This is a genomic window from Pseudomonas sp. SDO5215_S409 (assembly GCF_054071325.1).
Map to the genome: position 1 here is coordinate 1 of NZ_JBSVWN010000065.1, position 20,770 is coordinate 20,770.

Below are 20,770 nucleotides of genomic sequence, written 5' to 3' on the forward strand. Positions count from 1 at the left end.
CGAGGCACTTGAAGCCGTAGTCAATAAGTAAATTATTTCGAAAACAGTACACTAGCATGAGCAGCGCAACGCTTGATTTTAAATTGCCATCATCCCACAATCCGTCGCCCGCTAACGGATCCAGCTTAAGCACACAAACTCATATGCCAGACGTTTACATCTGCGCCGCTTAAAAAATAAAAGCTTACGGATACATTGAGCATCGAAATCCCCTACCGCGCTAAAAGAGCCTCACCGTGAACACGAAAAAACATTGGCCTTGGATTTTAATCACCCTTTTCATCACGGCCATTTCCAGCCTCTACTTATTAAATTTTCATGATCACAAATTGTCTGGCAACCCCAGTGACTGGGGAGCAATCGGTGACTACTTCGGCGGACTGGTCAACCCGCTCGCCTCGCTCGTCGCACTCTACTTCTTGATAAAAACTTATTTATCTCAAACGGAAGAACTCTCAGAGACAAAAGCTGCGTTAAAAGCCTCTGCCATACACAACGAGGCGTCAGCGCGGGCCCAAACCGAACTTGCGAGACTGCAAACGCACCAATTGAATATTTTACACATCAACAGCCAAATAGAGGCTTTGTACAAAGAAGTCTCTTTTTACCTAGGCGAAATAGAAAGATGCACAAATGCTAAAAACAATAATTGGTACACGTTTGATGCAGAGGGACGAAGACTTAGTACAGACACGGAAATGGACGCATACAGAAGCAAAATGTTCAAAAACGTCGCAATAGCCCGAGCACTTTTAGAACAATTGAATTCACAGTTAAAAAACAGCCATACGTTATTCGCGGAACAACCAACGTAAAAGCGTCAGGGCGTTCATTCAACCCAATTCTCGCCAATGGCCTTAAACCTTGAAACAGAACATCCATTTCGTTTCCGGGAAATGAGGTTGATCACCTTATGCCGTGAAGCTTATAGTCCGCCCCGTCGTCCACATGGCGACCAGGTTTGGCGACCTGCCTATCGGATGCAAAAGCACTGCGCTTTTTTGCAAATGCTGTTGCAACTTCGCAAAGCTGTCTTTATGGCGGCTGTGCGCGGGAGGCCCTCGGGTCTGCCGGGTTTTCCGATACCGGTTCGCCAACCTGCGTACAGCTGCCACCCATCGTTTGGCGACGATTGTGTGGCGGTCAACCGTTGCACTATCGGAGCTTCTACATGGAAAGGTACATCCCTCTCACGGGAATCGATCTGGTTCCTGCTTCTCTGCTGATCGACACCCAGGCCCCTCTCGAGGTCCTACTGGCAACAGCTGACTTCCGGATTCGCTCCGTAACGCAGGTGTTGGAAAACATCGCTTTTCGCAGTGAGATGCAAAGTGATCTCGTCGTGCTCTCGGACTTTGTCCAGTTGTTGTCCATACCCTTGCGCGACGGTTGCGATTTGATGGATGTGATTGCCATGCGTTTACGCGAACACGTTGAGGCCTGCGATAAGAAGGAACCTGTAGGCTGACAGCGTTTGCTACACACGGGTCATATTGATGCCCACCGCTCCGCGTCTCGCTTGACGGTAATCGACGCGGAGCGTTACCCAATACCCGGAGGGTAGGAACCCGCGGATCAACCCATACAGGCCATTTGCCTCTGGAAACCACACGAACATTACGCCTACCATGTAACGCCCTTCAGCCCTCAGAACGCCTTTCATGATCAAAGCCAGTCTGCGCAGTCACCTGACCCTGTGGTTTACCGGTTTGTCCTTGCTCAGCCTTGTGAGTGTAGGGTTCTACGTGGGCGATATCGCCACCGACCAGATGAAGCTGGCCAGCGGCAATGCGCTGTTGAACACGGCCCGCTCCACCGCCGCGCTGTTGGGTGTGCAGTTGCGCGAGCGGCAGTTGGAGGTGTCGCTGCTGGCGCGCGCGCCGTTGCTTCGGCGGGGCAATCTGGACGACCCGGACATTTTGAAGTCCATGACACTGCGCACCGAATCGCGCGCCGAGTACGCGTGGATGGGGGTGGCGGACACCGACGGCCAGGTGCGCCAAGCCGTCAACGGGTTGCTGGTGGGGCAATCGGTCAAGCCTCGGCCGTGGTTTCAGGCCGGGCTGCTGGGTAATTACACCGGCGACCCCCACGAGGCGGTGCTGTTGGCCAAGTTGCTGCCGGGCGCCAATGGCGAGCCGTGGCGCTTTATCGATTTTGCCGCGCCGATCCGCAACAACGCAGGCGAGGTGGTCGGCGTGCTCGGCGCCCACGCGCACTGGAGCTGGGTGACGCAGATCGTGGATGCCGCCGTGATGCAAAAAGGCTCGGCGCCCGATGCCGAGGCGTTGATCATCGACAGTGACGGCAAGGTGCTGTACCCCGAGCAACTGGCGGGCGAGCAATTGCCCCAGGACCGCCTGGGCAACACCACCGGCTGGTCGGTAGACAATGGCTACGTGACCAGCGCCGTGGCGGTGCCCAGCCCGTCGAATTCGGCGCTGACCTGGTACATCGTGATCCGCCAGCCGCTGGACATCGCCCTGCACCCCGCCCGCATCCTGCTGTACAAGCTTTTGCTGTTGGGCGTGCTCGCCGCCGTCGCGTTGGGGCTGGTGGCCTATTACCTGGCGCTGTACCTGAGCCGCCCCATCGAAGAACTCGCCCGCTCGGCCCGCCAGGTGCAGGAGCAACGGCCCGATGCCGACTTCCCCCAGGAGCACTTCGTGCTGGAGATCGCCCAGCTGGGGCAGTCGCTCAAACGCATGACGCAGTCGTTGCTCGGCAAGGAGCGCGAGCTGCAGGACACCAACGCGTCGCTGGAAGCCACGGTGGCCCAACGCACGGCCGACCTGACCCAGGCCAATGCCGAGCTGCTCAACCTGGCCAGCCACGATGCGCTGACGGGCGTGTACAACCGTCGGCGTTTCGACGAAAAACTGATGGAGTACAGTTTGCTGTTCCAGCGCACGGGCCGTGCGTTCGCCTTGCTGTTGATTGACATCGATCATTTCAAGCGAATCAACGACAACCATGGCCACGCGGTGGGTGATGAGGTGTTGCGCCAGTTCGCCCGGCTGATCCCGCAAACCACCCGCGCCACGGACTTTGTGGCGCGCTATGGCGGTGAAGAGTTTGCCGTGTTGCTGCCGGAAATCGACGAGCCGGACAGCCCGGACGTGGTCGCCGAAAAAATTCGCGCGGCGGTGGCGGCGGCGCATTTCGAGACGGTGGGCCAGGTGACAGTAAGCGTCGGCATTGGCCTGGCTCAGGCGTCGGACAGCACCACCACCGAGCTGATCAAGCGGGCAGACCAGCAGTTGTACCTGGCCAAATCGACGGGGCGTAACCGGGTGGCGTGAGCCGTGGCGATGGATGGCTCACTGATATCAACTGCAATGCTGGCCAAAGGCTTACAATCGCACTTTTGACCCGTAACCAGGCAGACCCGTCAGACCATGACGCTCGATCCACCCACCCTTTTGATCCTGAGCATTGCCCTCGCGGCCGCCGCGGCCCTGTACCTGGCCGTGGAATGGCGCAGTGTGCGCGAGCCTTCGCTGCTGTTCTGGAGCGCAGGCTTTGCCACGATCAGCGTCGGCTCCACCCTCGCCCTGCTGCGCATGAGCGGCTTGCTGCTGCTCGGCATCTGGTTTGCCAACGGCTAGCTGGTCACGGCCCACTGGCTGTTCCTGCTGGGTGTGGCGCGGTTTACCCAAGTGCGCCTGTCGCGGGGCTGGTACTGGATATTTGTCGCCTGGCTGAGCCTGCTGTGGCTGCCCGCCGACCCCGTGTGGTCCACGCTCATGTTGGTGGTCAACTCGCTGCTGGTCGCGTTGCCCACCCTGCGGGCGAGTTTTCTGCTGCGCCCCCACGGCAGCTCACTCAGCATTGGCGCGGTGCAACTGCGCTACGTGCTGCTGGTGCACGGCCTGTTTTATGTGGCCAAGGCCGTGACGGCCATCACCCCAGGCACGCCGATCGACCTGACGGCGTTCCGGGGCGAGATCATTCAGATTTCCCTGGTGGAAGGCGCGATGGCAATCATGCTGATCGCCCTGTCCATGACCGGTTCCGAGCGCTACCGGCGTGAACAACATATCGCCCGCCTGGCCGCCCGCGACCCTCTCACCGCTCTCTTCAACCGCCGCGCTCTGGACCTGCAGGCGCCGCGCCTGTTGGCGCAAGTGTGCGCCGCACAACCGGGGGCGTTGCTGGTGATCGACATCGACAATTTCAAACTGGTCAACGACCTCTACGGCCATACCTCGGGTGACCGGTTGCTGGTGGCCCTGAGCGAGATGCTCCGCGCGGTGCTGCCAAACGGTGCACTGGCGGCGCGATTGGGCGGGGACGAGTTCGTGATCTTGCTCAACGACGCCACCCGCGAAGGTATCGTCGCCGTGGGCAGCACCTTGCGTGAGCAATTTCACACACTGGCGGCGCAGACCTTTGCCACGCCGCAACCGGTGACCTTGAGCATCGGCGCGCACCTGTTCGACGAGCCGCCCGCGAGCCTGGCGGGGTTGATCGAACAAGGTGACCGGTTGCTGTATGAGTCCAAACGCGGCGGGCGCAACAGTATTCGCCTGCTGGAAACCACGGCCGCGAGCGCGCCCATACCGGGCTGATAAGTGAGCGGGCCCTCAGGCCTGCATCCGTTCGCGAATCACCTGCGCAAGGATCCGCACGCCCTCGCCGATGGCCTGCACCGTAAGGCCTGCATAACCCAGAATCAGCCCCGCCGACCGCTGCGACGGTGCGGCGTGCACGTGGGAGAACAGCGGCGACAGCGGATAAACGCCCACGCCGCGCTCCAGCGCGGTGGCCTGCACGCCCGGCTCGTCGGTGGCGCACAGGGCGGGCACCCACAGCACACCGTGCAACCCGGCAGCCATGCCGACCAGGTGCGCGCAATCGCCCAGATGCTCCTCCACGGCGTCCAGCAGCGCCTTTCGGCGGCGTTCGTTTTCACGGCGCAGGCGGCGAACGTGGCGCTCATAAGTGCCGCTCTCGATCAGCGAGGCCAGCACGTTTTGCTCCCAGCGCGCGGAGTGGCGGTCGGTGAGCCGCTTGGCCTCGCGAAAAACCGCCACCAGTTCCCGTGGCAACACCAGATACCCGAGCCTGAGTTGCGGCGACAACGCCTTGGAAAAGGTGCCGACGTAAATCACCCGCGCCTCGGTGTCCATCGATTGCAAGGCATCGATGGGGCGCTGGCCGTAGCGGAACTCGCCGCCGTAGTCATCCTCGATGACCCAGGCCCGCTGCGCGCTGGCCCATGCCAGCAGTTCCAGGCGCCGGGCGATGGGCAGCACCGCCCCCATGGGGAACTGGTGCGACGGCGTGACATAGGCGATGCGCGCAGGCGGCAGGTCACGGGTGTCCAGCCCGTGAGTGTCGACCGCGACCGGCCGGGCGATGGCGCCGGTGGCTTCAAAACAGTAGCGCGCCATGCGGTAGCCCGGCTCCTCGAAGATAAACGCATCGCCGGGGTTCAACAGCAGCCGTGCGCACAGGTCCAGCCCCTGTTGCGAACCGTGTACGACGAGGATCTGCTCGGGCTCACAGACCAGCCCTCGCGCACGTCGCAAGTAACCTTGCAGCGCAGCGCGCAAACGCTCCTCGCCCTCAGGCTGGCCGTAATAGAGCGTGGGCTGGTGCTTGACCAGTTCGGCGCGGTAGGCGCGTTGCCAGCCCAGCGCCGGGAAGTCGCGGGAGGCCACCGAGCCGTATTTGAAGTCGATACGCGCCGCTGGCGATGCCACGGTGTAGGGCGTCAGGGCAGCTACACGCTGGCCATACGAGGACAGCGCGGGCGATGACGCCGAGCCTTGATCGGCGCGGGCCCGAGACGGGCCTGCCACCCGCGCTACCCGGGTGGCCTTGCCTGCCGAGGTCAATACGAAACCTTCTGCCGCCAGTTGCTCATAAGCCGCCGTGACCGTGGTGCGGGACACACCCAGCTCGGTGGCCAATGCACGGGTCGACAACAGCTTTTCGCCTTCGCCAAGCGTGCCGTCTTCGATCTGTGCGCGTAACAGCCCGTAGATGCGCCGCTCCGTGCCGCGTGGGAGTGGCGATGCCGCATAGGAAAACTGGCCCATTGAAACACCTCAAAACTGGCACTTTTTATTGTGCAGGCGGTGGCCGAGATTATGGGTCCGTCTCCCTTTGAAAAGAAATCCCCATGTACATCCCCGAGCACTTTGCCGAACGCCGCCCGGCGCACTGGCAACGCATTATCCGCGACAACCCGTTGGGCATCCTGGTAGCGCCGGGTGACGGCGCCGTGGACGCGGACCACATTCCCTTTGAATTCGACCCCGACCACGGCGCCCATGGACGGTTGAGCGCGCATGTGGCCCGGGCCAACCCCGTGTGGCAGCGCGCGGTCAGCGGCGTGCCGGTGCTGGTGATCTTCCGGGGGCGGGATGCCTACGTGTCGCCCAACGGGTTTGCCTCCAAACAGGACACCCATCGCCAAGTGCCGACCTGGAACTACGAAGTGGTCCACGTGCACGGCGTGATGCGGGTGGTGGACGAACAACGCCTGCGCCGCACCCTGGCCCGGCTGACCCGCCACCACGAGTCCGGCGAGCGCAAGCCCTGGAAAATGGGGGATGCGCCCAAGGATTACCTGACGCACATGCTGGCCAACATCGTGGGCATCGAAATCGAACCGCTGCGGGTGGAATGCAAACGCAAACTCAACCAGAACAAGACGATGGGCGACCGGCGCTCGGCCATCGCTCACTTGCGCGCCAACGGCCACGAGGCGCTCGCCTCGGTGATGCAAGAAACCCTCGTTCAACCGCAGGAGCCTGGCCCGTGGAATTGACTGTCACCACCCTGCTCGTCACCTTTGCCGGCGTGTTCCTGATCAGCTTCATGAAGGGCGCGTTTGGCGGCGGCTTTGCGATTGTCGGCATACCGATCCTGTCCCTGGTGATGGACCCGATCACCGCAGGCGGCCTGCTTGCGCCGCTGTTTATCGCCATGGACCTGTTTGGCCTGCGCTACTGGAAACCGTCAACCTGGTCGGCGCACGACTTGCGTTGGCTGCTCCCCGGCCTGGTGGTCGGCGTGGGGCTGGGCTACTGGCTGTTTCGGGCCTTGGACCCTCGCGCCATCGCCATCGTGATGGCGCTGATTACCCTGATCTTTGTGGGGGTGTGGTTCAAGACCGGCGCCCAGGTGCAGATTCGCCCGCGCTCGGCGTCCAAGGCCGTGGCGGCCGGTGTGACCTCGGGTATTACCACCATGGTCGCGCACTCCGGCGGGCCGCCGCTGGCCATTTATTTGTTGCCGCGGGGCCTGGGCAAACAGCTCTACGCGGGCACGACGAGCCTGTTTTTTACTGTGGGCAACCTGCTCAAGGCCGTGCCCTGGCTGATGCTGGCCATGCCCAGCGGGAATGTGCTGAGCCTGACGCTGATGTGCCTGCTGGCCGTGCCCAGTGGCGTGTGGCTGGGCTGGAAACTGCATGCCCGGCTGGATCAGCGCCAGCTGTACCGCGCCTGTTATGGGCTGCTGGTGGTGACCTCATTCAAGTTGCTGTGGGATGGGGTGCACGGCTACCTCAGTTAGGGCCGAGGCCCTTCAAAGCCCCATGCCACCCAAGAACGCATCCACCTGCTGCTCGAAACGTGGCCGGTCAAACTCGATCAGCGCCATTCGCCACAGGCCCTGCAAATAGGTGGTTATCACCGCGGCGGTGGTGAGTGGGTGCATCGACGCGGGCAGCAGGCCGTTGGCCTGGTCCTCGCTCAGACGCTCACACACCATCGCTTGCACAACCGCCAGGCCCTGCTGCGCGCGCTCGCGCAGTTCGGCGTCGGACAGCACGTCATCCGTCACCATCGCGGCGATCATGCACAACTGCGACGGCATTTGTGCAGAGGCCATGTCCTCAAGAATGATCTGGAAAAACGCGCGAACGCCTTCAGCCGCACTGGGCGCAGATAACAGCGCCTCAAAGCGACGTCGAACGATTTGATCCTCGTAACGTTGCAGGCAGGCGAGGTACAGCGCCTTTTTGCTCTTGAGCGAGTTGTAGAAGGAGCTTTCGCCAATTTCCATCACCTTGAGCAGGTCACGCAAGCCCGTGGCGGTGTATCCCCGAGCCCAAAACAGGGCGGTGGCTTTGTCGATCGCCTGTTCAAAGTCAAATGCAATTCTTCTGGCCATGCCGTCGGTCACCCATTCTGTAACGGCTGATACAATATCATTGACAACCCGATCCAGCGCGCCTTATTTTTTGTAGCACTCGCTACAAACAATCCTGGAGACTGTTATGCCCGCTGTATCCGCCGCTTCGCCCACCCACAACGCTCAGTTTGTCCTGCCACCCGCCACCGATGCCGTCACCCCGTTTGAAGTGCATGTGCCCCAGGACGCCCTGGATGATTTACGCCTGCGCCTGCGCCTCACACGCTGGCCAGACGCGGAGCTGGTCGATGACTGGTCCCAAGGCGTTCCGCTGAGTGCCGCCCGTTCACTGGTGGACTACTGGCTCAACGACTACGATTGGCGCAGGTTCGAGGCGCGCTTGAACGGCTTTGCGCAGTTCCGCACCCGTATCGACGGCGTTGGCATCTACTTCATTCATGCACGCTCGCCCCACCCTGACGCCATGCCGATTCTGCTGACCCACGGCTGGCCCGGCTCGGTGGCAGAGTTCCTGGACGTGATCGAACGGCTGACCGACCCCACCCGGTTCGGCGGCCAGGCACAGGACGCCTTTCATGTCGTGGTGCCCGCGATCCCGGGCTACGGCTTTTCCGACAAACCTACCGAACAAGGCTGGAACCCGGCACGTATTGCCCGCGCCTGGACCGTGTTGATGACTGAACGCCTGGGCTACGAGCGATGGGTGGCACAAGGCGGCGATTGGGGCGCCGCCATCACCACCGCCCTCGCGGGCCAGGCGCCTGAAGGGCTGATGGCGGCGCATGTCAACTTGCCCATGGTGGTTGCGGCTCAACTGCCCACCCACCCCACCGAACAGGAACGCCAGGCACTGGCAGACATCGAGCGCTACGTGTCCGACAAGGCCGGGTACGCCAACCAGATGAACACCCGCCCCCAAACCATCGGCTACGGGCTGAACGATTCGCCCGTTGCGCTGGCCACGTGGATGTACGAAAAGTTCCAGGAATGGACCGACAACGAAGGCCGCCCCGAGGACGCCCTCACCCGCGACCAGATGCTCGACGATATCTCGTTGTACTGGTTCACCGGCACCGGCACCTCCAGCGCTCGTCTCTACTGGGAAGGCGTGGGTAAAACCATTCGCGGCCCGGACTTTTTCTCCGGTGCGCGCTCAGGCGTTGCGCGCATAGAAGTGCCCATGGGTGCGAGCATCTTCCCCGCCGAAACCTTCCGCCCGCCGCGTGCGTGGGCGCAAGCGGCCTGGGCCGATCTGTTCTATTGGAATGAGGTGGAAAAAGGCGGGCATTTTGCGGCGTTCGAGCAGCCGGCGATTTTTGCCAAGGAGTTGTGGCAGGCCTTTCGCAGGTTCCGCTGACCGGATCAGGGGAGTGCCGACGCTCCCCTGCCTTGCGTGACGGCCAGGGTCAGGGCTTTTTGGCCGCCGCGTCGTAGATCACGTAGATCTTCTCGTAGCCCTTGGTTTCAAACACGCCGGTCCAGCCTTTGGGCAGGGTCACCGACTCACCCGGGCCGACGGTCATCACGCTGCCGTCAGACGACGTCAACGTGACGCTGCCCGAGATGAAGTAAAGAAACTCGTCATACGCCGTGCCCGGTGCGCCCAGCGCCTCGCGCATCGGGCCGGATTTGTACAGGCCGTTCTGGAACACTCCGTCCTTGGATTCGTAACGCACCACGTCCACGGTCGGGGTGCCTTCAGTCACGGCCTTCACCGCATCGGGGCGCGAAAACGCGGCACCGGCCACGTCGGCCCGGGACGTTTTGATCGGCTTCAGAACATCCGCCTGTGCCAGGCCAGTCCAGAGGCCGGCGGCCATCAATGTGGCAACGATCAGATTTTTTTTCATTAGAGACGCTACGCAGTGGGGGGGTTGGCGCGTAGTAGACAGCAATCATCTGCAAAAAAACAGCTGATACCCGTGCGCCAAACCACCCCCTGCCCGTTGTTGTGATCGGGCGCGCAAATCTATTGCGGTGATTAATTAATTCAATCACCTCGCCTTGTGGCTGAGCGATGCCTTTGTGCCACTATTTGCCACCTACGTCGTTGAAAAACCTCAAAATCGGATCCAACAGGAGACTTGCCGTGCTGCTCAGGACTTTGCGCATTCCCGTCCGTGCCACCCTCAGCTTTGCCGCCATCACCGCGCTGCTGGTTTTCCTGGGCCTGGTTTCCCTGTGGAACATGCGCGCCATCCGCACCCTGGCCGCCGACCTCGAGCAGCACTCGATGGCCAGTGTGATCGCCGCCGACCGCGTCAACGCAACGGCGCTGAAACTGCTGCTGGAAAGTCGTCGCCTGATCGCCCAGTCCAATGCCGCACCCAAAGACGTGACCATCCAGAACATCCGTAATTTTCGCACCACGGTCCTTGCGCAATTGCAGGCCTACAGTGCCTTCATCGCCGACGACCAGGAGCGGCAATTGTTCAACGTGGTCAGCGATGGCATCCAGCGCCTGACCCGGCTGGCAGACAGCTGCATCGACTTCAGCCAAAAAGGCCAGAACGCCGAAGGTGCCGCCCTGCTGGATGAGCAAGTGCCACTTAACAAGGTGATGCAACAGGCCATCGATCAACTGGTACAGCGCAACATTGACAAGGCAACCCGCGCAGGCGTCGACTCTGCGCGCACCTACAGCCAAAGCCTCACGTTCATTATTGCGATGATCGTGATTGCCAGCCTGGCCACGCTGGTGCTGGCTTATTTCTTTACGCGCAGCATCGCGGCGCCGCTCAACTATGCGCTGTCGATCAACGACACCATCGCCCGTGGCGACCTGCGCAGCGAGATCGTGGTCCAGGGCCGCGATGAGCTGTCGGACCTGCTGCAATCGGCGAAAACCATGCAGGCCAACCTGCGCGACACTCTGCGCCTGATGGGCGATTCGTCGATGCAACTGGCCTCGGCCGCTGAAGAAATGAGCGCGGTCACTGGCGAGTCCAGCCGCAGCCTGCAGCATCAGAACCAGGAGATCGAACAGGCGGTGACCGCGATGAACCAGATGACCGCCGCGGTCGATGACGTGGCGCGTCATGCGGCCTCGGCCTCGCAGGCGGCGCGCGCGTCCGGCACATCAAGCCAAACCGGCGCGCAGCGGGTGACGCACACCGTGAGCGCCATCGAAAAACTCGATGCCACGGTGCAAGGCGCCAGCAGTCAGGTGCAGGCACTGGCGGCGCAGTCACAAGACATCAGCCAGGTCGTTGAGGTGATTCGCACGATTGCCGAACAGACTAACTTGCTGGCGCTCAATGCCGCCATCGAAGCGGCCCGTGCCGGTGAGCAAGGTCGCGGATTCGCGGTGGTGGCCGACGAAGTCCGCGCCCTCGCTGGCCGCACCCAGCAGTCCACCGGGGAGATCGCGCAGATCATCGAGCGCATCCGCCTAGGGACCGAACACGTCACCCTCGCCATGCAAGGCAGCTGCACCGAAGCCCAGGGCACGCTGTTGATTGCCCACGAAGCGGGCGCTGCGCTGACGGACATTGCCACGGCCGTCGAGCAAATCAACCAGATGAACACCCACATCGCCCAAAGCTCCGAAGAACAGGCGGGCGTGGCACGCGCCGTGGACCGCAACCTCACGCGTATTCGCGACCTCTCGGCACACAGCGCAACAGGCGCACAGCAGACCTCGGTGGCCAGCACGGAACTGGCGCGGCTGGCAGCGGATATGCGTGGGTTGGTGGAGCGGTTTTCGCTTTAGACGGGGGCTGGCAACCGCGCTCCAGGCGTTTTGCACTTCATATGGGAACCTCAATAGCTGAATGGACCACTCATTCCAGCTTCCAACCCCCAATGATTTGCGCGCGCAGCGTCTGGATTCCCATGCCCACTATCCACTCGACCTCCCCCCCAATAGCAACCTATACGGGCCCCACGTGTGCCCCGGCGGATGACGAAGCCAAACCGCAGCCGTCATTGACAAGCACGCCAGACAAACCGACGGTCAGTGAACCCCTCAGGCCAACAACACTCGAGGACCGCAAGCTCAAAGCCTCGCAGACGCAACTCAGCCAAGTCGCGCTGACGTCATCCGATACACCACCGCTTGAGTCAGACACCCGGGCCCGCGTGCAGTTGAATGCATCCTCCGCCAAGATGGGAGATTTGCGAGGGCCTAATCAAGGGCCTTCGATACGGGCTAAAAACCAGCTGTACCTGCCTTCCAAACGCGAGTCCAAAAACTTCAATACTCAGGTAAACCTGCATCGCGACGAAATCGATGCCGAACCTGGGACAGGCAGTACGACGGTCGCCTGCCGTCACTTGGCATTCGAGTATTTCAATACCGACAAGAAAGCCAACTTCTTGCATACCGTCAGGAATGAAGAAGCGATCAAGGACTATTTTTCCGGCGGAAAACTACGCAGCGCCAATCAAGGCATTCAACACCTGGTTGCAGCGGCGACCGATCGAAATGCGTGTGTCATTTCTGCCGACACGCTCGCCTTTGTCGTGTTTGAGGTGGGCCGCAAATTGAAACAACGAGGCGAATCCGCCACCGACCTGATGATTGTCTCCAGCAACCATGCGATGGCGCTGTCAATTCAGTTAAAGGACCGTGACCGTGAGCGCGTCTGCGTCAGTTTCTACGACCCCAACGTCACCACCAATCACTTCCGGGTTGAAGGCAGGGGGCTCGATGACCTGGATGCCTTGATGCAGGTCGGCAGCCCACTGGCCCCGTATCGCGAAGCAGGCAGCCACGCCTTCACGATCCTGGCCAAAGAAGACTTTTTCAAGCCCGAGCAGTTGGACGTTTTTTTAAAATCCACACGCCACTCGACGCGCCAGCAGGTTCTGGCCTCGTCGATCCATCAGGCCCTTACTCGCACCGACCCGACCGTGCTCCAGAAACTGGTCCAGACAGCCGTGAATGAGCATCCGCGCGGCGGGCCTTCGTTGAAAGCCGCGTTGGCGGCGCTCGACTACGGTATACCGGGCATGTTCCGCGCACTGCAAGATGGCCAGATCGATTCGGCCGTCGCCTACACCAAGGCGGTGAGGTCACTGGTATCAAAAGGTCTATTGTCATCCAACGACCTGAGTGAATTGCTCAAGTCCGATTATTCGAACGGCGCCTTTTCTGCGTCCGCCCTTTATTTGCCGATGTCGCGAGGAAATACAAAAACCGTTGGCAACTACCTTGATCAGGTCACCGATGCCCTGGCGTCTGGCGAGCTGAGCAAAGACCATGTAAAGGCACAGTTTTCCCCCCATAGCATGCTGAACATACAAGGCCTGAGTAGCGTGTGGCAGCGACGTGACGTGAAGATGCTCGAGACGGTCGCGCAACAGCTAGGCAAATGCCATGATCGAGGATTGCTGGACCGCAATGACATAAAAGAAATACTGAGTGCTCAACTGCCACCCACTGCACGCGGTGCGGCGCTGAACAACGATCCCCTGGCCTTTGCCAGAAGCAAAGACGTCCCGCCCCTCAAAGCGGCGCTAAGGCCTTTAGTTGATCGCGGCGCGTTGCAAAAGCAGGACGTCAAGGAAATCCTGGCGCAGTTGGGCTTCGTCGATACATCACTAAAGACCCGATTCAAGAACCTCCTGAGCTGACTAAATGTAAGACCACTCATCCCCAGCCTGGCCCGGACCTCGGCCAGGCTGCGGGGTTGATACAACTTGCAATATTCCATAAAGATGGAGGCCTTGTTCAGGGTGTGTCCTTCATGTCTGCAACGTTTAACACCAACACTGTCGCCATTGGCTTGATTGCCAAGGCGCAAGGTTGCGTTGCGCACGCCCTCAAATCGAAGAAACAGTCGCTCATGTGATCGGGGCGCGCTGTCCCGTCAGATGAGCTGACAGGACACAGGCGCGACGGACACCCTCCCTCTGCTGACCTCCCTCTGCCCTTCTGACGGTGACGAAATCGGTCAACCATCAGGAGAAAGCGCATGTCATCGTTCCAAGGTATCTGGGTTCCCGTGGTCACGCCGTTCCACCACGGCGCCATCGACTTCGTCGGCTTGCGCCGGCTGGTGGGGCACCTGCTGGAAAAAGGCGTGGCCGGCATCATGGTCTGCACCACCACCGGCGAGGCGGCGTCGCTGCTCAAGCACGAACAACTGGCGGTGCTGGATACGGTGCTGGAGCTCGTACCCCCGCAGCAGGTGGTGATGGGCCTGTCGGGCAACAACCAGATCGAGCTGCTGCAATTTCAGAGCGAACTGCAAAAACGCCCGCTGGCGGGGGTGCTGGTGCCCGCACCAAGTTATATCCGCCCCTCCCAGGCGGGCCTTGAGGCGTTTTTTCGCACCGTCGCCGACGCGTCCAGCGTGCCCGTCATCCTGTACGACATCCCCTACCGCACCGGCATTGCCTTTGAACAGGCCACGTTGCTGCGCATCGTCGCCCACGAACGCATCGTGGCCATCAAAGATTGCGGCGGCAACCTGAGTAACACCCTGGCGCTGCTGGCCAGCGGCCAAGTGGATGTGTTGTGCGGCGAAGACGTGCAACTCTTCAACGCCCTGTGCCTGGGTGCCAGCGGCGCCATTGCCGCATCGGCGCACGTGCACACCGAGCGCTTCGTGGCACTGCATCAACAGATCCGCGACGGGCAGTTGGCGGCCGGGCGGCACACCTTTTTCCAGCTCCTGCCGTTGATCCACACCCTGTTCAGCGAGCCCAACCCGGCCCCGGTCAAAGCCGCACTGGCGCTTGCAGGGCTGATCGGCAGCGAACTGCGCGAACCCATGCAACGTGCCAGCGAAGCGCTGGTGCAACGGTTGCGGGCCCTTGAGCCGTGATGAACGGCGTGGGAATGAGCGGGGCATCCGCTCTTTTTGAGCGGTAAGCGCGCAAGGGTGGCCCGCGTGTTTAAGCCCGGCTCATGCCGCTGATCGAACGCCAGGCGGCCTGTGCCAACGCATCGCGCCAGATTCGTGGGCTTGTCGTTGTGCGCCCGGCCAGCCAAGCGCGGCAGTAGCTGTCGGCCTGGCCGATGATCAGCGACGGCATCAGTTCGGCCGGTACGTTGGCCAGTGGGTCACCGCGCCCCGGGCCGGCCAGCCAGTCGTTGAGTAACGTGTTGCGCGTGTGGTTGCGGCTTTCCAGCTCGGCCGCGAACGGGCCTTTGGTCACGGCTGGGTGGGCGAGGTACTGGAAGCGCGCCCACTGCGGTTCGCTGTCCACCCAGTCCACGTAGCTGTGTACCAGCGCGTACACGCCCTGCTCTGCCGTGTCGGCGGCATCAAGGTAGCGCCCGCGCAGCTGCGCCTGGTCATCCAGCGCGGTGAAGAACAGCGCCGCCACCAACCCCTCCTTGTTGCCAAAGTGATGGTAAATGGCGCCGACGCTGGTGTCGCATCGGGCACGGATCATTTCGATCGTGGTGGTTTCCAGCCCTTGTTCGTTGAACAGGTCCAGGGCGGTCTTGAAGATGTCGCGCTTGAGTTCGGCCCGTCGGCCGGGGAAACAACGCTGGAGCAGAGTCAGGGTTTGCATGCGGCGCACAGTCAAAAAAGGAGGCGGTGGGCAGCTTGACAGATTTCCCGCTAACCGAATACCGTTCCGTTACAGAACATTATTCTGTAAAAGAACAACATTCGGTAATCCTGCCAGCGAGGCGATTTTATGAGTCAGTTTTTAAGCCTGTTCAACAGCGTCGGTTCACACGCATTCAGCAAACTGGTGTGCCAGACAGCGCCCTACTTCAGCACCATCGACCCCTTGATGACCCAAGTGCGCCCAGGGTTTGCCTGCGTAGAAGTGCCGTTCACCCAAGCCATCACCAACCATTTGGGCACCGTGCATGCGATCGCGTTGTGCAACGCGGCGGAATTGGTGGCCGGCACCATGACGGACGTGTCGGTGCCCGCAGGGGCGCGCTGGATTCCCAAGGGCATGACGGTCCAGTACGTGGCCAAGGCCAAGACCGCTGTGACGGCTCGCGCAAACGGCGAAGCGATTGATTGGCACACGGCCGGCGACAAGGTCGTGCCGGTCGAGGCCGTGGACACCGATGGGAAGGTGGTGTTCACGGCGCAGATCACCATGAACGTCAAATTGGCGTAGGCGCCTGGGGTCTGCCGCCCGTCAGCTGCCGCAATTGCCGGTGATGTGCTCACCGGCAAACACCTTGCGCACGAACGGCGTCGAGTCTGCCAGCGAACCGTTGACGGTGGCGGAGTGATCCAGCTGCGGGTAAAAGTGCCATTCGATACGGTCACCGGCCTGGCAGGCGTCGCGCACCAGGGCTTTTTGCCCCGGCACGAACACATCCCGGTCCTGGCCGCCGGTGCCGAGGAACACCGGGATGTCGGTTTTCAGCGTCGGGTAGGCCGACGCGCGGTTCACCTGCTCCAGCGCTGGTTTGGGCGAGCGTTTGAAGCTGTTGTTGAAGGTCAGCCCGTCGGCTACCACCCGTTGCTCAATCGCGTGCAGGCAATCGTGCTGGCTGAGGTCGAATGCCGGGAGGGCACGCTCGCTCAGGTAGTCGGTGGGTACGAAGGAAGGGTCCAGCAAGGTCGCGGTACTCAGGCGCAGCAGGTTGTAGGCGAAGGTCGGTACGACCGAACGACGGGCCTGTTCCAACTCGGCACTTGGCGCTGGCCTGCGGTCAGTGGCGTACGGGGTGCCGGTGGCGACCACCCCCACAATCTCCAGCTCCGGCGCGTAGTCTTTGGCATACACCGCCGTGGCGAATGCCGCCCGGCCGCCCTGTGACTGGCCAAACACCACCACTCGTGCAGACAGGTCAAACCCTGCCGCTTGCACCGCCCGGATACTGTCGAGCACGCCATACGCCAGCGGGCTCGTCAGCCCATAGGGGTGCAAGCCGGGCGTGCCAAGCCCTTGGTAATCCGTAGCGACAATGGCGTAGCCCTGGGCCAGCCAGTGATTGAGGTAACGCACATCCCGCGGGCTGCGCCCGGCAAACGACGGCGCGCAGCGGTCGGCGCTGCCAACGGTGCCATGAGCCCAGGCCATCAACGGCCAGCCGCCCGGCGGCGGCGCCCCTTTAGGCACAAACAGCGCGCCCGACACCACCACCGCCCGGTGCCGGTCCAGCCCGTCGGTGGAGGTGTACAGCAGGCGGATATTCTGCCCGGCCTCCGGCAGGCTTTGCGCGGGCGTCAACGGCTCGGTGCGCAGCATCTGGCCGGGCGCGGCGGGCAGCGGGTCGGCCCAGCGGTAAAAGGCACCGACGCCCTCGTCCGCCGCATTGGCCGCGCTGCAAACGAGTAACCAGGCCAGCAGCGCACAGACCGGCAAACGCCCCATCACCAGCCCTCTTTCAACAGGCGCAGCTCCAAGTATTGCAGGAGCATGATGGTCTTGCCGTCGACAATCTCACCGCTCTGCACCATGGCAAAGGCGGCCTCGAAACCCAGCTCCAGCACTTCGATGTCTTCGCCCTCTTCCGCCAGGCCGCCGCCCTCGCCGATACGGTCGCCCGGCTGATAGTGCCCCACGAAAAAGTGAATGCGCTCGGTCACCGACCCCGGGCTCATGAAGGCCGAATAGACTTTTTCGAGAGCGCCGACGCGGTAGCCGGTTTCTTCCTCGGCCTCCAGGCGAATCCGTTCCTCGGGGCTGGCGTTGTCCAAAAGCCCGGCGGCGGTTTCGATCAGGTAGCCGTGGTAGTCATTGACGAAGGTCGGCATGCGGAACTGGCGAATCAACAGCACCGTGCGCTGTTCACGGTTGTACAGCAGCACCGTCGCCCCGTTGCCCCGGTCGTAGACTTCACGGGTCTGGGCCTGCCAGCTGCCGTCGCGGCGGCGCAGGTCGAAGCTGTACTTTTTCAGTACGTACCAGTTGTCCGAAAGCAGTTCTTCGGTGTGGATGCGAACGGGGCTGTTGTCCATGGTCGGGCCTTGAGTCGTGGGACCGCGAGGATGTCGCGCCAGCCCCGGCACCGTCAAGATGGCGCTCGAGGCTGTGCAGTGGTCATACTCGGCAAGCGATCGGTTGTCACGGCGGTCGCCTTTCATCTTTCTATGGCCAGGCATCTGTTAAAACCCTGCCTGGCCTTTGCCCTGGACCCTTCATGTTTTCACGTGCCCTCTCCCGTCTGAGCCTGCGCTGGTTGCCCCTGCTGTGCATGGCCGTGTTGATCGTCGGCTTGCCGGTGGGGTGTGCGGTGCTGCAACACAAGGAGCGCGAGCTGTTGTTTCAGATCGAGCCCGGCACGGCCAGCTGGTACACCGGCCTGCCGCGCGAGGTGCAGGAGTTCGACCTCAAGCCCGCCCGTTTCAAGGCCGGGCAAAACCTGCATGGCTGGTGGTGGCCCGCCGCACAAAAGGACGCACCGGCGATTCTTTACCTGCACGGCGTGCGCTGGAACCTCACCGGCCAGCTGTTTCGCATCGCCCAATTGCAGGCGCTGGGCTTTTCGGTGATGGCCATCGACTACCGCGGGTTTGGCCAGAGCCATGGCGACCTGCCGTCTGAAGCCCGCGTGTATGAAGACGCACGCATCGCCTGGGAGCGTTTTGAGCAGCTGCAACCCGACCCGGCCAAACGCCTGATCTACGGGCATTCGCTGGGCGGCGCCGTGGCGATCGACCTCGCGGCAGAGCTGGGCAAGCAGCAGCCTGCGCCGGTGCGCGGGTTGGTGATCGAGTCCACGTTCACCTCGCTGGCGGACGTCGCGGCCGCGGTCGCAAACACCCGCTTGCCGGTGCGCTGGCTGCTGTCGCAGAAGTTCGACTCCATCGACAAGATCGCCGACATCCATATGCCGTTGTTGGTGGTCCACGGCCTCGACGACCGGTTTGTACCGCCGCGCTTCAGCCAGCAACTGTTCGACGCTGCCTTGCCCCCCAAAAGCCTGCTGTTGGTGCCCGGTGCCAGCCATAACAACAGCATGAGCCTGGCGGGCGGCAATTATCGCCAGGCACTCGAGCGCCTGATGCAAACGGCGATGCCTGCGCACGTTGCAGGGTCCTCCAGCGCGACGCCCGACAACTCGTAAGTCGGCATTTCGGCACCGATGTGCAGCGGGCCTGTCAAGCGCAAGCCCAGCACTTGCGGGGCCCAAACCCCTATTGGTCAAATATTGACCGAACGTTAAATCGCCTTCCCCACCGGGCTGACGCGAAGTTATCCACAGAGATACCCACGGTTTTCGTGGACAACTCTTTTTACGTATTTAGGTTTTTTCATCCGAGAAAGCCCTGTAACACCGCAGTGGCGCAGGAAAATATCGCGTGGGGCGGCGGCAGATTGCCTTTGAGGCAACGGAGGGATAATCTCGCACAAACCCGCATAAACGAGCACAAACATGCATAACACCCTCGACCTTCCCTCCTTGCGCAAACAGAAGATCCTGTTACTCCTGGAGCGCGACGGCAAAGTCACCGCGTCCGAGCTGGTCGAGCATTTCGCCGTCTCGCAGGACACCATCCGCCGTGACCTCGGCGAGCTCGCCGCCGCCGGCCTGTTGCAGCGGGTTCACGGCGGCGCGCTGCCCAGGCCCAAAGACACGGGCAAGGACTTTTTCACCCGCGCAGGCGAAACCAACGACGTCAAGCGCCAACTGGCGCAATTGGCGGCCAGCCATGTCGAAGACGGTCAGATCGTGCTGTTCGACTCCGGCACCACCACCCTGCAAATCGCCCGGGCCCTGCCCGCGGGTATCACCCTGACGGCGGTTACCCACTCGCCGATGATCGCCATTGCCTTGTCCGCTCACCCCGGTGTGACGGTGATCCTCGCGGGCGGCCAGCTCAACCCCGTCACCATGGCCGCCAGCGGGCATGAAGCCTTGCGGCTGATTCAGGGCATCCAGGCCGACCTGCTGTTTACCGGCGTGTGCGCGCTGCACCCGCAAGTGGGCATCAGCTCGCTGCATTTTGAAGAGGTGGCCGTGAAACAAGCGATGCTCGACAGCGCCTCACAGGTGATCGCCGTGACCCTGGCCGACAAGCTCGGTGCGGTGGAGCCGTTTGTCGTGGCGCCGTGCAGCCGCATACACACGCTGATTACCGAATGGCATGTGCCGTCGGGCAGCGTCGAGGCTTATGAACGCCTGGGGCTGGATGTGGTGCAGGTGGACGTGTGAGCCGGCAGCGAGAAAAAACAGCCGCAAATTAATTTAAACCTTTTGCGTCAGCGCCGGTTCAACAGCAGGTAACCCCACTGCACCGCTCAAGGAGAAACATCATGAACACGCGTCTGATGAAACACCTGGGACTGACGTTTGCACTGGTCGCTGGCCCCCTGTCGACCGCCCTGGCGGCCACCTCCAATGACTTCGTGGACAACGCCGCCCAAGGCGGCATCACCGAAGTGGAGGCCGGTAAGCTGGCGCTGGAAAAAAGTGCTTCGGCCGACGTCAAGGCATTTGCCCAGCACATGATCACCGACCACACCCAAGCCAACCAGGCACTGGCCAGCCTTGCGAAAAAGCTCGACATCGAAGTGCCGGATGACGCGGCCCTGACGGACAAGGCCAAGAAAATGATCCTGGAAATCCGCGACGAGTCCTTCGACAAGGCCTACGCCAACAACCAGGTCGACGCTCACGAAAAAACCGTCGCGCTGTTCAAGAAAGAGGCCGCCTCTTCGGACAACCCCGAGCTCAAAGCCTTTGCCGAGAAGACCCTGCCTACCCTTGAAGCGCACCTGAAAATGGCCAAGGCGTTGCAAGCCCAGCATTCCCATTAACCGCGCGCAACCCGGAGGT

The 20,770-nt window shown here is 61.8% G+C and carries 19 protein-coding genes and 1 pseudogene; 14 read left to right on the forward strand and 6 right to left on the reverse strand.

Translation table 11 applies throughout. From position 1 onward, the window contains the following. Positions 1–236: 236 nt before the first annotated feature. From ACW9H9_RS24870 to ACW9H9_RS24885, 4 genes and pseudogenes are all read left to right on the forward strand, one after another. A complete protein-coding gene (locus ACW9H9_RS24870; protein ID WP_457345931.1) occupies positions 237–815 on the forward strand; it encodes a hypothetical protein in 579 nt (192 codons plus the stop codon). A gap of 356 nt (positions 816–1,171) precedes the next feature. After that, positions 1,172–1,468 carry a hypothetical protein gene (locus tag ACW9H9_RS24875; protein ID WP_457345930.1) on the forward strand — a complete coding sequence of 99 codons (297 nt, stop codon included), beginning with the start codon at positions 1,172–1,174 and terminating at the stop codon, positions 1,466–1,468. Positions 1,469–1,661: 193 nt separating this feature from the next. Then, positions 1,662–3,302 (forward strand): sensor domain-containing diguanylate cyclase, encoded by a 1,641-nt coding sequence (locus tag ACW9H9_RS24880; RefSeq protein WP_457345929.1) that lies wholly within the window; start codon positions 1,662–1,664, stop codon positions 3,300–3,302. A gap of 96 nt (positions 3,303–3,398) precedes the next feature. After that, a pseudogene (locus ACW9H9_RS24885) lies at positions 3,399–4,571 on the forward strand (GGDEF domain-containing protein). Positions 4,572–4,586: 15 nt separating this feature from the next. Here the strand turns inward: ACW9H9_RS24885 and pdxR are convergent. Further along, the gene (gene pdxR / locus ACW9H9_RS24890; protein ID WP_457345928.1) at positions 4,587–6,047 is read right to left on the reverse strand and encodes a MocR-like pyridoxine biosynthesis transcription factor PdxR; all 1,461 of its coding nucleotides are present in this window, start codon (positions 6,045–6,047) and stop codon (positions 4,587–4,589) included. A gap of 83 nt (positions 6,048–6,130) precedes the next feature. On the opposite strand from pdxR, the gene ACW9H9_RS24895 reads away from it, so the two are divergent. Beyond that, on the forward strand, positions 6,131–6,781 hold the full coding sequence (locus ACW9H9_RS24895; protein WP_457345927.1) for an FMN-binding negative transcriptional regulator: 651 nt from the start codon (positions 6,131–6,133) through the stop codon (positions 6,779–6,781). After that, complete coding sequence (locus tag ACW9H9_RS24900) at positions 6,772–7,530, forward strand: sulfite exporter TauE/SafE family protein (RefSeq protein WP_457345926.1); 759 nt, start codon at positions 6,772–6,774, stop codon at positions 7,528–7,530. Before ACW9H9_RS24895 ends, ACW9H9_RS24900 begins: the two co-directional genes overlap by 10 nt. Positions 7,531–7,542: 12 nt before the next feature. Here the strand turns inward: ACW9H9_RS24900 and ACW9H9_RS24905 are convergent, their stop codons facing one another. Beyond that, complete coding sequence (locus ACW9H9_RS24905) at positions 7,543–8,130, reverse strand: TetR/AcrR family transcriptional regulator (RefSeq protein ID WP_457345925.1); 588 nt, start codon at positions 8,128–8,130, stop codon at positions 7,543–7,545. A 106-nt stretch (positions 8,131–8,236) separates the two neighbouring features. On the opposite strand from ACW9H9_RS24905, the gene ACW9H9_RS24910 reads away from it, so the two are divergent. After that, entirely contained in the window at positions 8,237–9,469 is a 1,233-nt protein-coding gene (locus ACW9H9_RS24910) for an epoxide hydrolase family protein (RefSeq protein ID WP_457345924.1), read from the forward strand. A gap of 49 nt (positions 9,470–9,518) precedes the next feature. Here the strand turns inward: ACW9H9_RS24910 and ACW9H9_RS24915 are convergent, their stop codons facing one another. Continuing rightward, a complete protein-coding gene (locus tag ACW9H9_RS24915; protein WP_457345923.1) occupies positions 9,519–9,962 on the reverse strand; it encodes a cupin domain-containing protein in 444 nt (147 codons plus the stop codon). 239 nt (positions 9,963–10,201) lie between these two features. Here ACW9H9_RS24915 and ACW9H9_RS24920 point away from each other — a divergent pair, with 239 nt between their 5' ends. The 3 genes from ACW9H9_RS24920 to dapA all read left to right on the forward strand — a co-directional run bounded on the left by ACW9H9_RS24920 (position 10,202) and on the right by dapA (position 14,885). Then, complete coding sequence (locus tag ACW9H9_RS24920) at positions 10,202–11,824, forward strand: methyl-accepting chemotaxis protein (protein ID WP_457345922.1); 1,623 nt, start codon at positions 10,202–10,204, stop codon at positions 11,822–11,824. A gap of 122 nt (positions 11,825–11,946) precedes the next feature. Continuing rightward, positions 11,947–13,689, forward strand: coding sequence for a ShET2/EspL2 family type III secretion system effector toxin (locus ACW9H9_RS24925; protein WP_457345920.1), 1,743 nt, complete (start codon positions 11,947–11,949; stop codon positions 13,687–13,689). A gap of 341 nt (positions 13,690–14,030) precedes the next feature. Further along, complete coding sequence (gene dapA, locus ACW9H9_RS24930; RefSeq protein ID WP_457345919.1) at positions 14,031–14,885, forward strand: 4-hydroxy-tetrahydrodipicolinate synthase; 855 nt, start codon at positions 14,031–14,033, stop codon at positions 14,883–14,885. 70 nt (positions 14,886–14,955) lie between these two features. On the opposite strand, the gene ACW9H9_RS24935 is transcribed toward dapA, so the two are convergent. Then, positions 14,956–15,582 carry a TetR/AcrR family transcriptional regulator gene (locus ACW9H9_RS24935; RefSeq protein WP_457345918.1) on the reverse strand — a complete coding sequence of 209 codons (627 nt, stop codon included), beginning with the start codon at positions 15,580–15,582 and terminating at the stop codon, positions 14,956–14,958. A 129-nt stretch (positions 15,583–15,711) separates the two neighbouring features. Between ACW9H9_RS24935 and ACW9H9_RS24940 the strand changes: the two genes are divergently transcribed. Continuing rightward, the gene (locus tag ACW9H9_RS24940; RefSeq protein ID WP_457345917.1) at positions 15,712–16,152 is read left to right on the forward strand and encodes a hotdog fold domain-containing protein; all 441 of its coding nucleotides are present in this window, start codon (positions 15,712–15,714) and stop codon (positions 16,150–16,152) included. Between the two features lie 21 nt (positions 16,153–16,173). Here ACW9H9_RS24940 and ACW9H9_RS24945 read toward each other — a convergent pair whose 3' ends face one another. Both ACW9H9_RS24945 and ACW9H9_RS24950 read right to left on the reverse strand, forming a co-directional pair. Next, positions 16,174–17,361, reverse strand: a complete 1,188-nt coding sequence (locus ACW9H9_RS24945) for a lipase family protein (RefSeq protein WP_457345916.1) — start codon at positions 17,359–17,361, stop codon at positions 16,174–16,176. Further along, positions 17,361–17,948: an NUDIX domain-containing protein gene (locus tag ACW9H9_RS24950; protein ID WP_457345915.1), complete on the reverse strand. Its 588-nt coding sequence runs from the start codon at positions 17,946–17,948 to the stop codon at positions 17,361–17,363. Before ACW9H9_RS24950 ends, ACW9H9_RS24945 begins: the two co-directional genes overlap by 1 nt. A gap of 182 nt (positions 17,949–18,130) precedes the next feature. Here ACW9H9_RS24950 and ACW9H9_RS24955 point away from each other — a divergent pair, with 182 nt between their 5' ends. From ACW9H9_RS24955 to ACW9H9_RS24965, 3 genes are all read left to right on the forward strand, one after another. Beyond that, entirely contained in the window at positions 18,131–19,057 is a 927-nt protein-coding gene (locus ACW9H9_RS24955) for an alpha/beta hydrolase (protein ID WP_457345914.1), read from the forward strand. A 309-nt stretch (positions 19,058–19,366) separates the two neighbouring features. Then, entirely contained in the window at positions 19,367–20,146 is a 780-nt protein-coding gene (locus ACW9H9_RS24960) for a DeoR/GlpR family DNA-binding transcription regulator (RefSeq protein WP_457345913.1), read from the forward strand. Between the two features lie 101 nt (positions 20,147–20,247). After that, positions 20,248–20,751, forward strand: a complete 504-nt coding sequence (locus tag ACW9H9_RS24965) for a DUF4142 domain-containing protein (protein ID WP_457345912.1) — start codon at positions 20,248–20,250, stop codon at positions 20,749–20,751. Positions 20,752–20,770: the final 19 nt, after the last annotated feature.

Excerpts from the sequence above, each read along its gene's own strand:
- ACW9H9_RS24875 (WP_457345930.1), top strand. The coding sequence starts at position 1,172 with ATGGAAAGGTACATCCCTCTCACGGGAATCGATCTGGTTCCTGCTTCT.
- ACW9H9_RS24880 (WP_457345929.1), top strand. The coding sequence starts at position 1,662 with ATGATCAAAGCCAGTCTGCGCAGTCACCTGACCCTGTGGTTTACCGGT.
- pdxR (WP_457345928.1), bottom strand. The coding sequence starts at position 6,047 with ATGGGCCAGTTTTCCTATGCGGCATCGCCACTCCCACGCGGCACGGAG.
- ACW9H9_RS24895 (WP_457345927.1), top strand. The coding sequence starts at position 6,131 with ATGTACATCCCCGAGCACTTTGCCGAACGCCGCCCGGCGCACTGGCAA.
- ACW9H9_RS24905 (WP_457345925.1), bottom strand. The coding sequence starts at position 8,130 with ATGGCCAGAAGAATTGCATTTGACTTTGAACAGGCGATCGACAAAGCC.
- ACW9H9_RS24910 (WP_457345924.1), top strand. The coding sequence starts at position 8,237 with ATGCCCGCTGTATCCGCCGCTTCGCCCACCCACAACGCTCAGTTTGTC.
- ACW9H9_RS24915 (WP_457345923.1), bottom strand. The coding sequence starts at position 9,962 with ATGAAAAAAAATCTGATCGTTGCCACATTGATGGCCGCCGGCCTCTGG.
- ACW9H9_RS24925 (WP_457345920.1), top strand. The coding sequence starts at position 11,947 with ATGCCCACTATCCACTCGACCTCCCCCCCAATAGCAACCTATACGGGC.
- dapA (WP_457345919.1), top strand. The coding sequence starts at position 14,031 with ATGTCATCGTTCCAAGGTATCTGGGTTCCCGTGGTCACGCCGTTCCAC.
- ACW9H9_RS24935 (WP_457345918.1), bottom strand. The coding sequence starts at position 15,582 with ATGCAAACCCTGACTCTGCTCCAGCGTTGTTTCCCCGGCCGACGGGCC.
- ACW9H9_RS24940 (WP_457345917.1), top strand. The coding sequence starts at position 15,712 with ATGAGTCAGTTTTTAAGCCTGTTCAACAGCGTCGGTTCACACGCATTC.
- ACW9H9_RS24945 (WP_457345916.1), bottom strand. The coding sequence starts at position 17,361 with ATGGGGCGTTTGCCGGTCTGTGCGCTGCTGGCCTGGTTACTCGTTTGC.
- ACW9H9_RS24950 (WP_457345915.1), bottom strand. The coding sequence starts at position 17,948 with ATGGACAACAGCCCCGTTCGCATCCACACCGAAGAACTGCTTTCGGAC.
- ACW9H9_RS24955 (WP_457345914.1), top strand. The coding sequence starts at position 18,131 with ATGTTTTCACGTGCCCTCTCCCGTCTGAGCCTGCGCTGGTTGCCCCTG.
- ACW9H9_RS24960 (WP_457345913.1), top strand. The coding sequence starts at position 19,367 with ATGCATAACACCCTCGACCTTCCCTCCTTGCGCAAACAGAAGATCCTG.
- ACW9H9_RS24965 (WP_457345912.1), top strand. The coding sequence starts at position 20,248 with ATGAACACGCGTCTGATGAAACACCTGGGACTGACGTTTGCACTGGTC.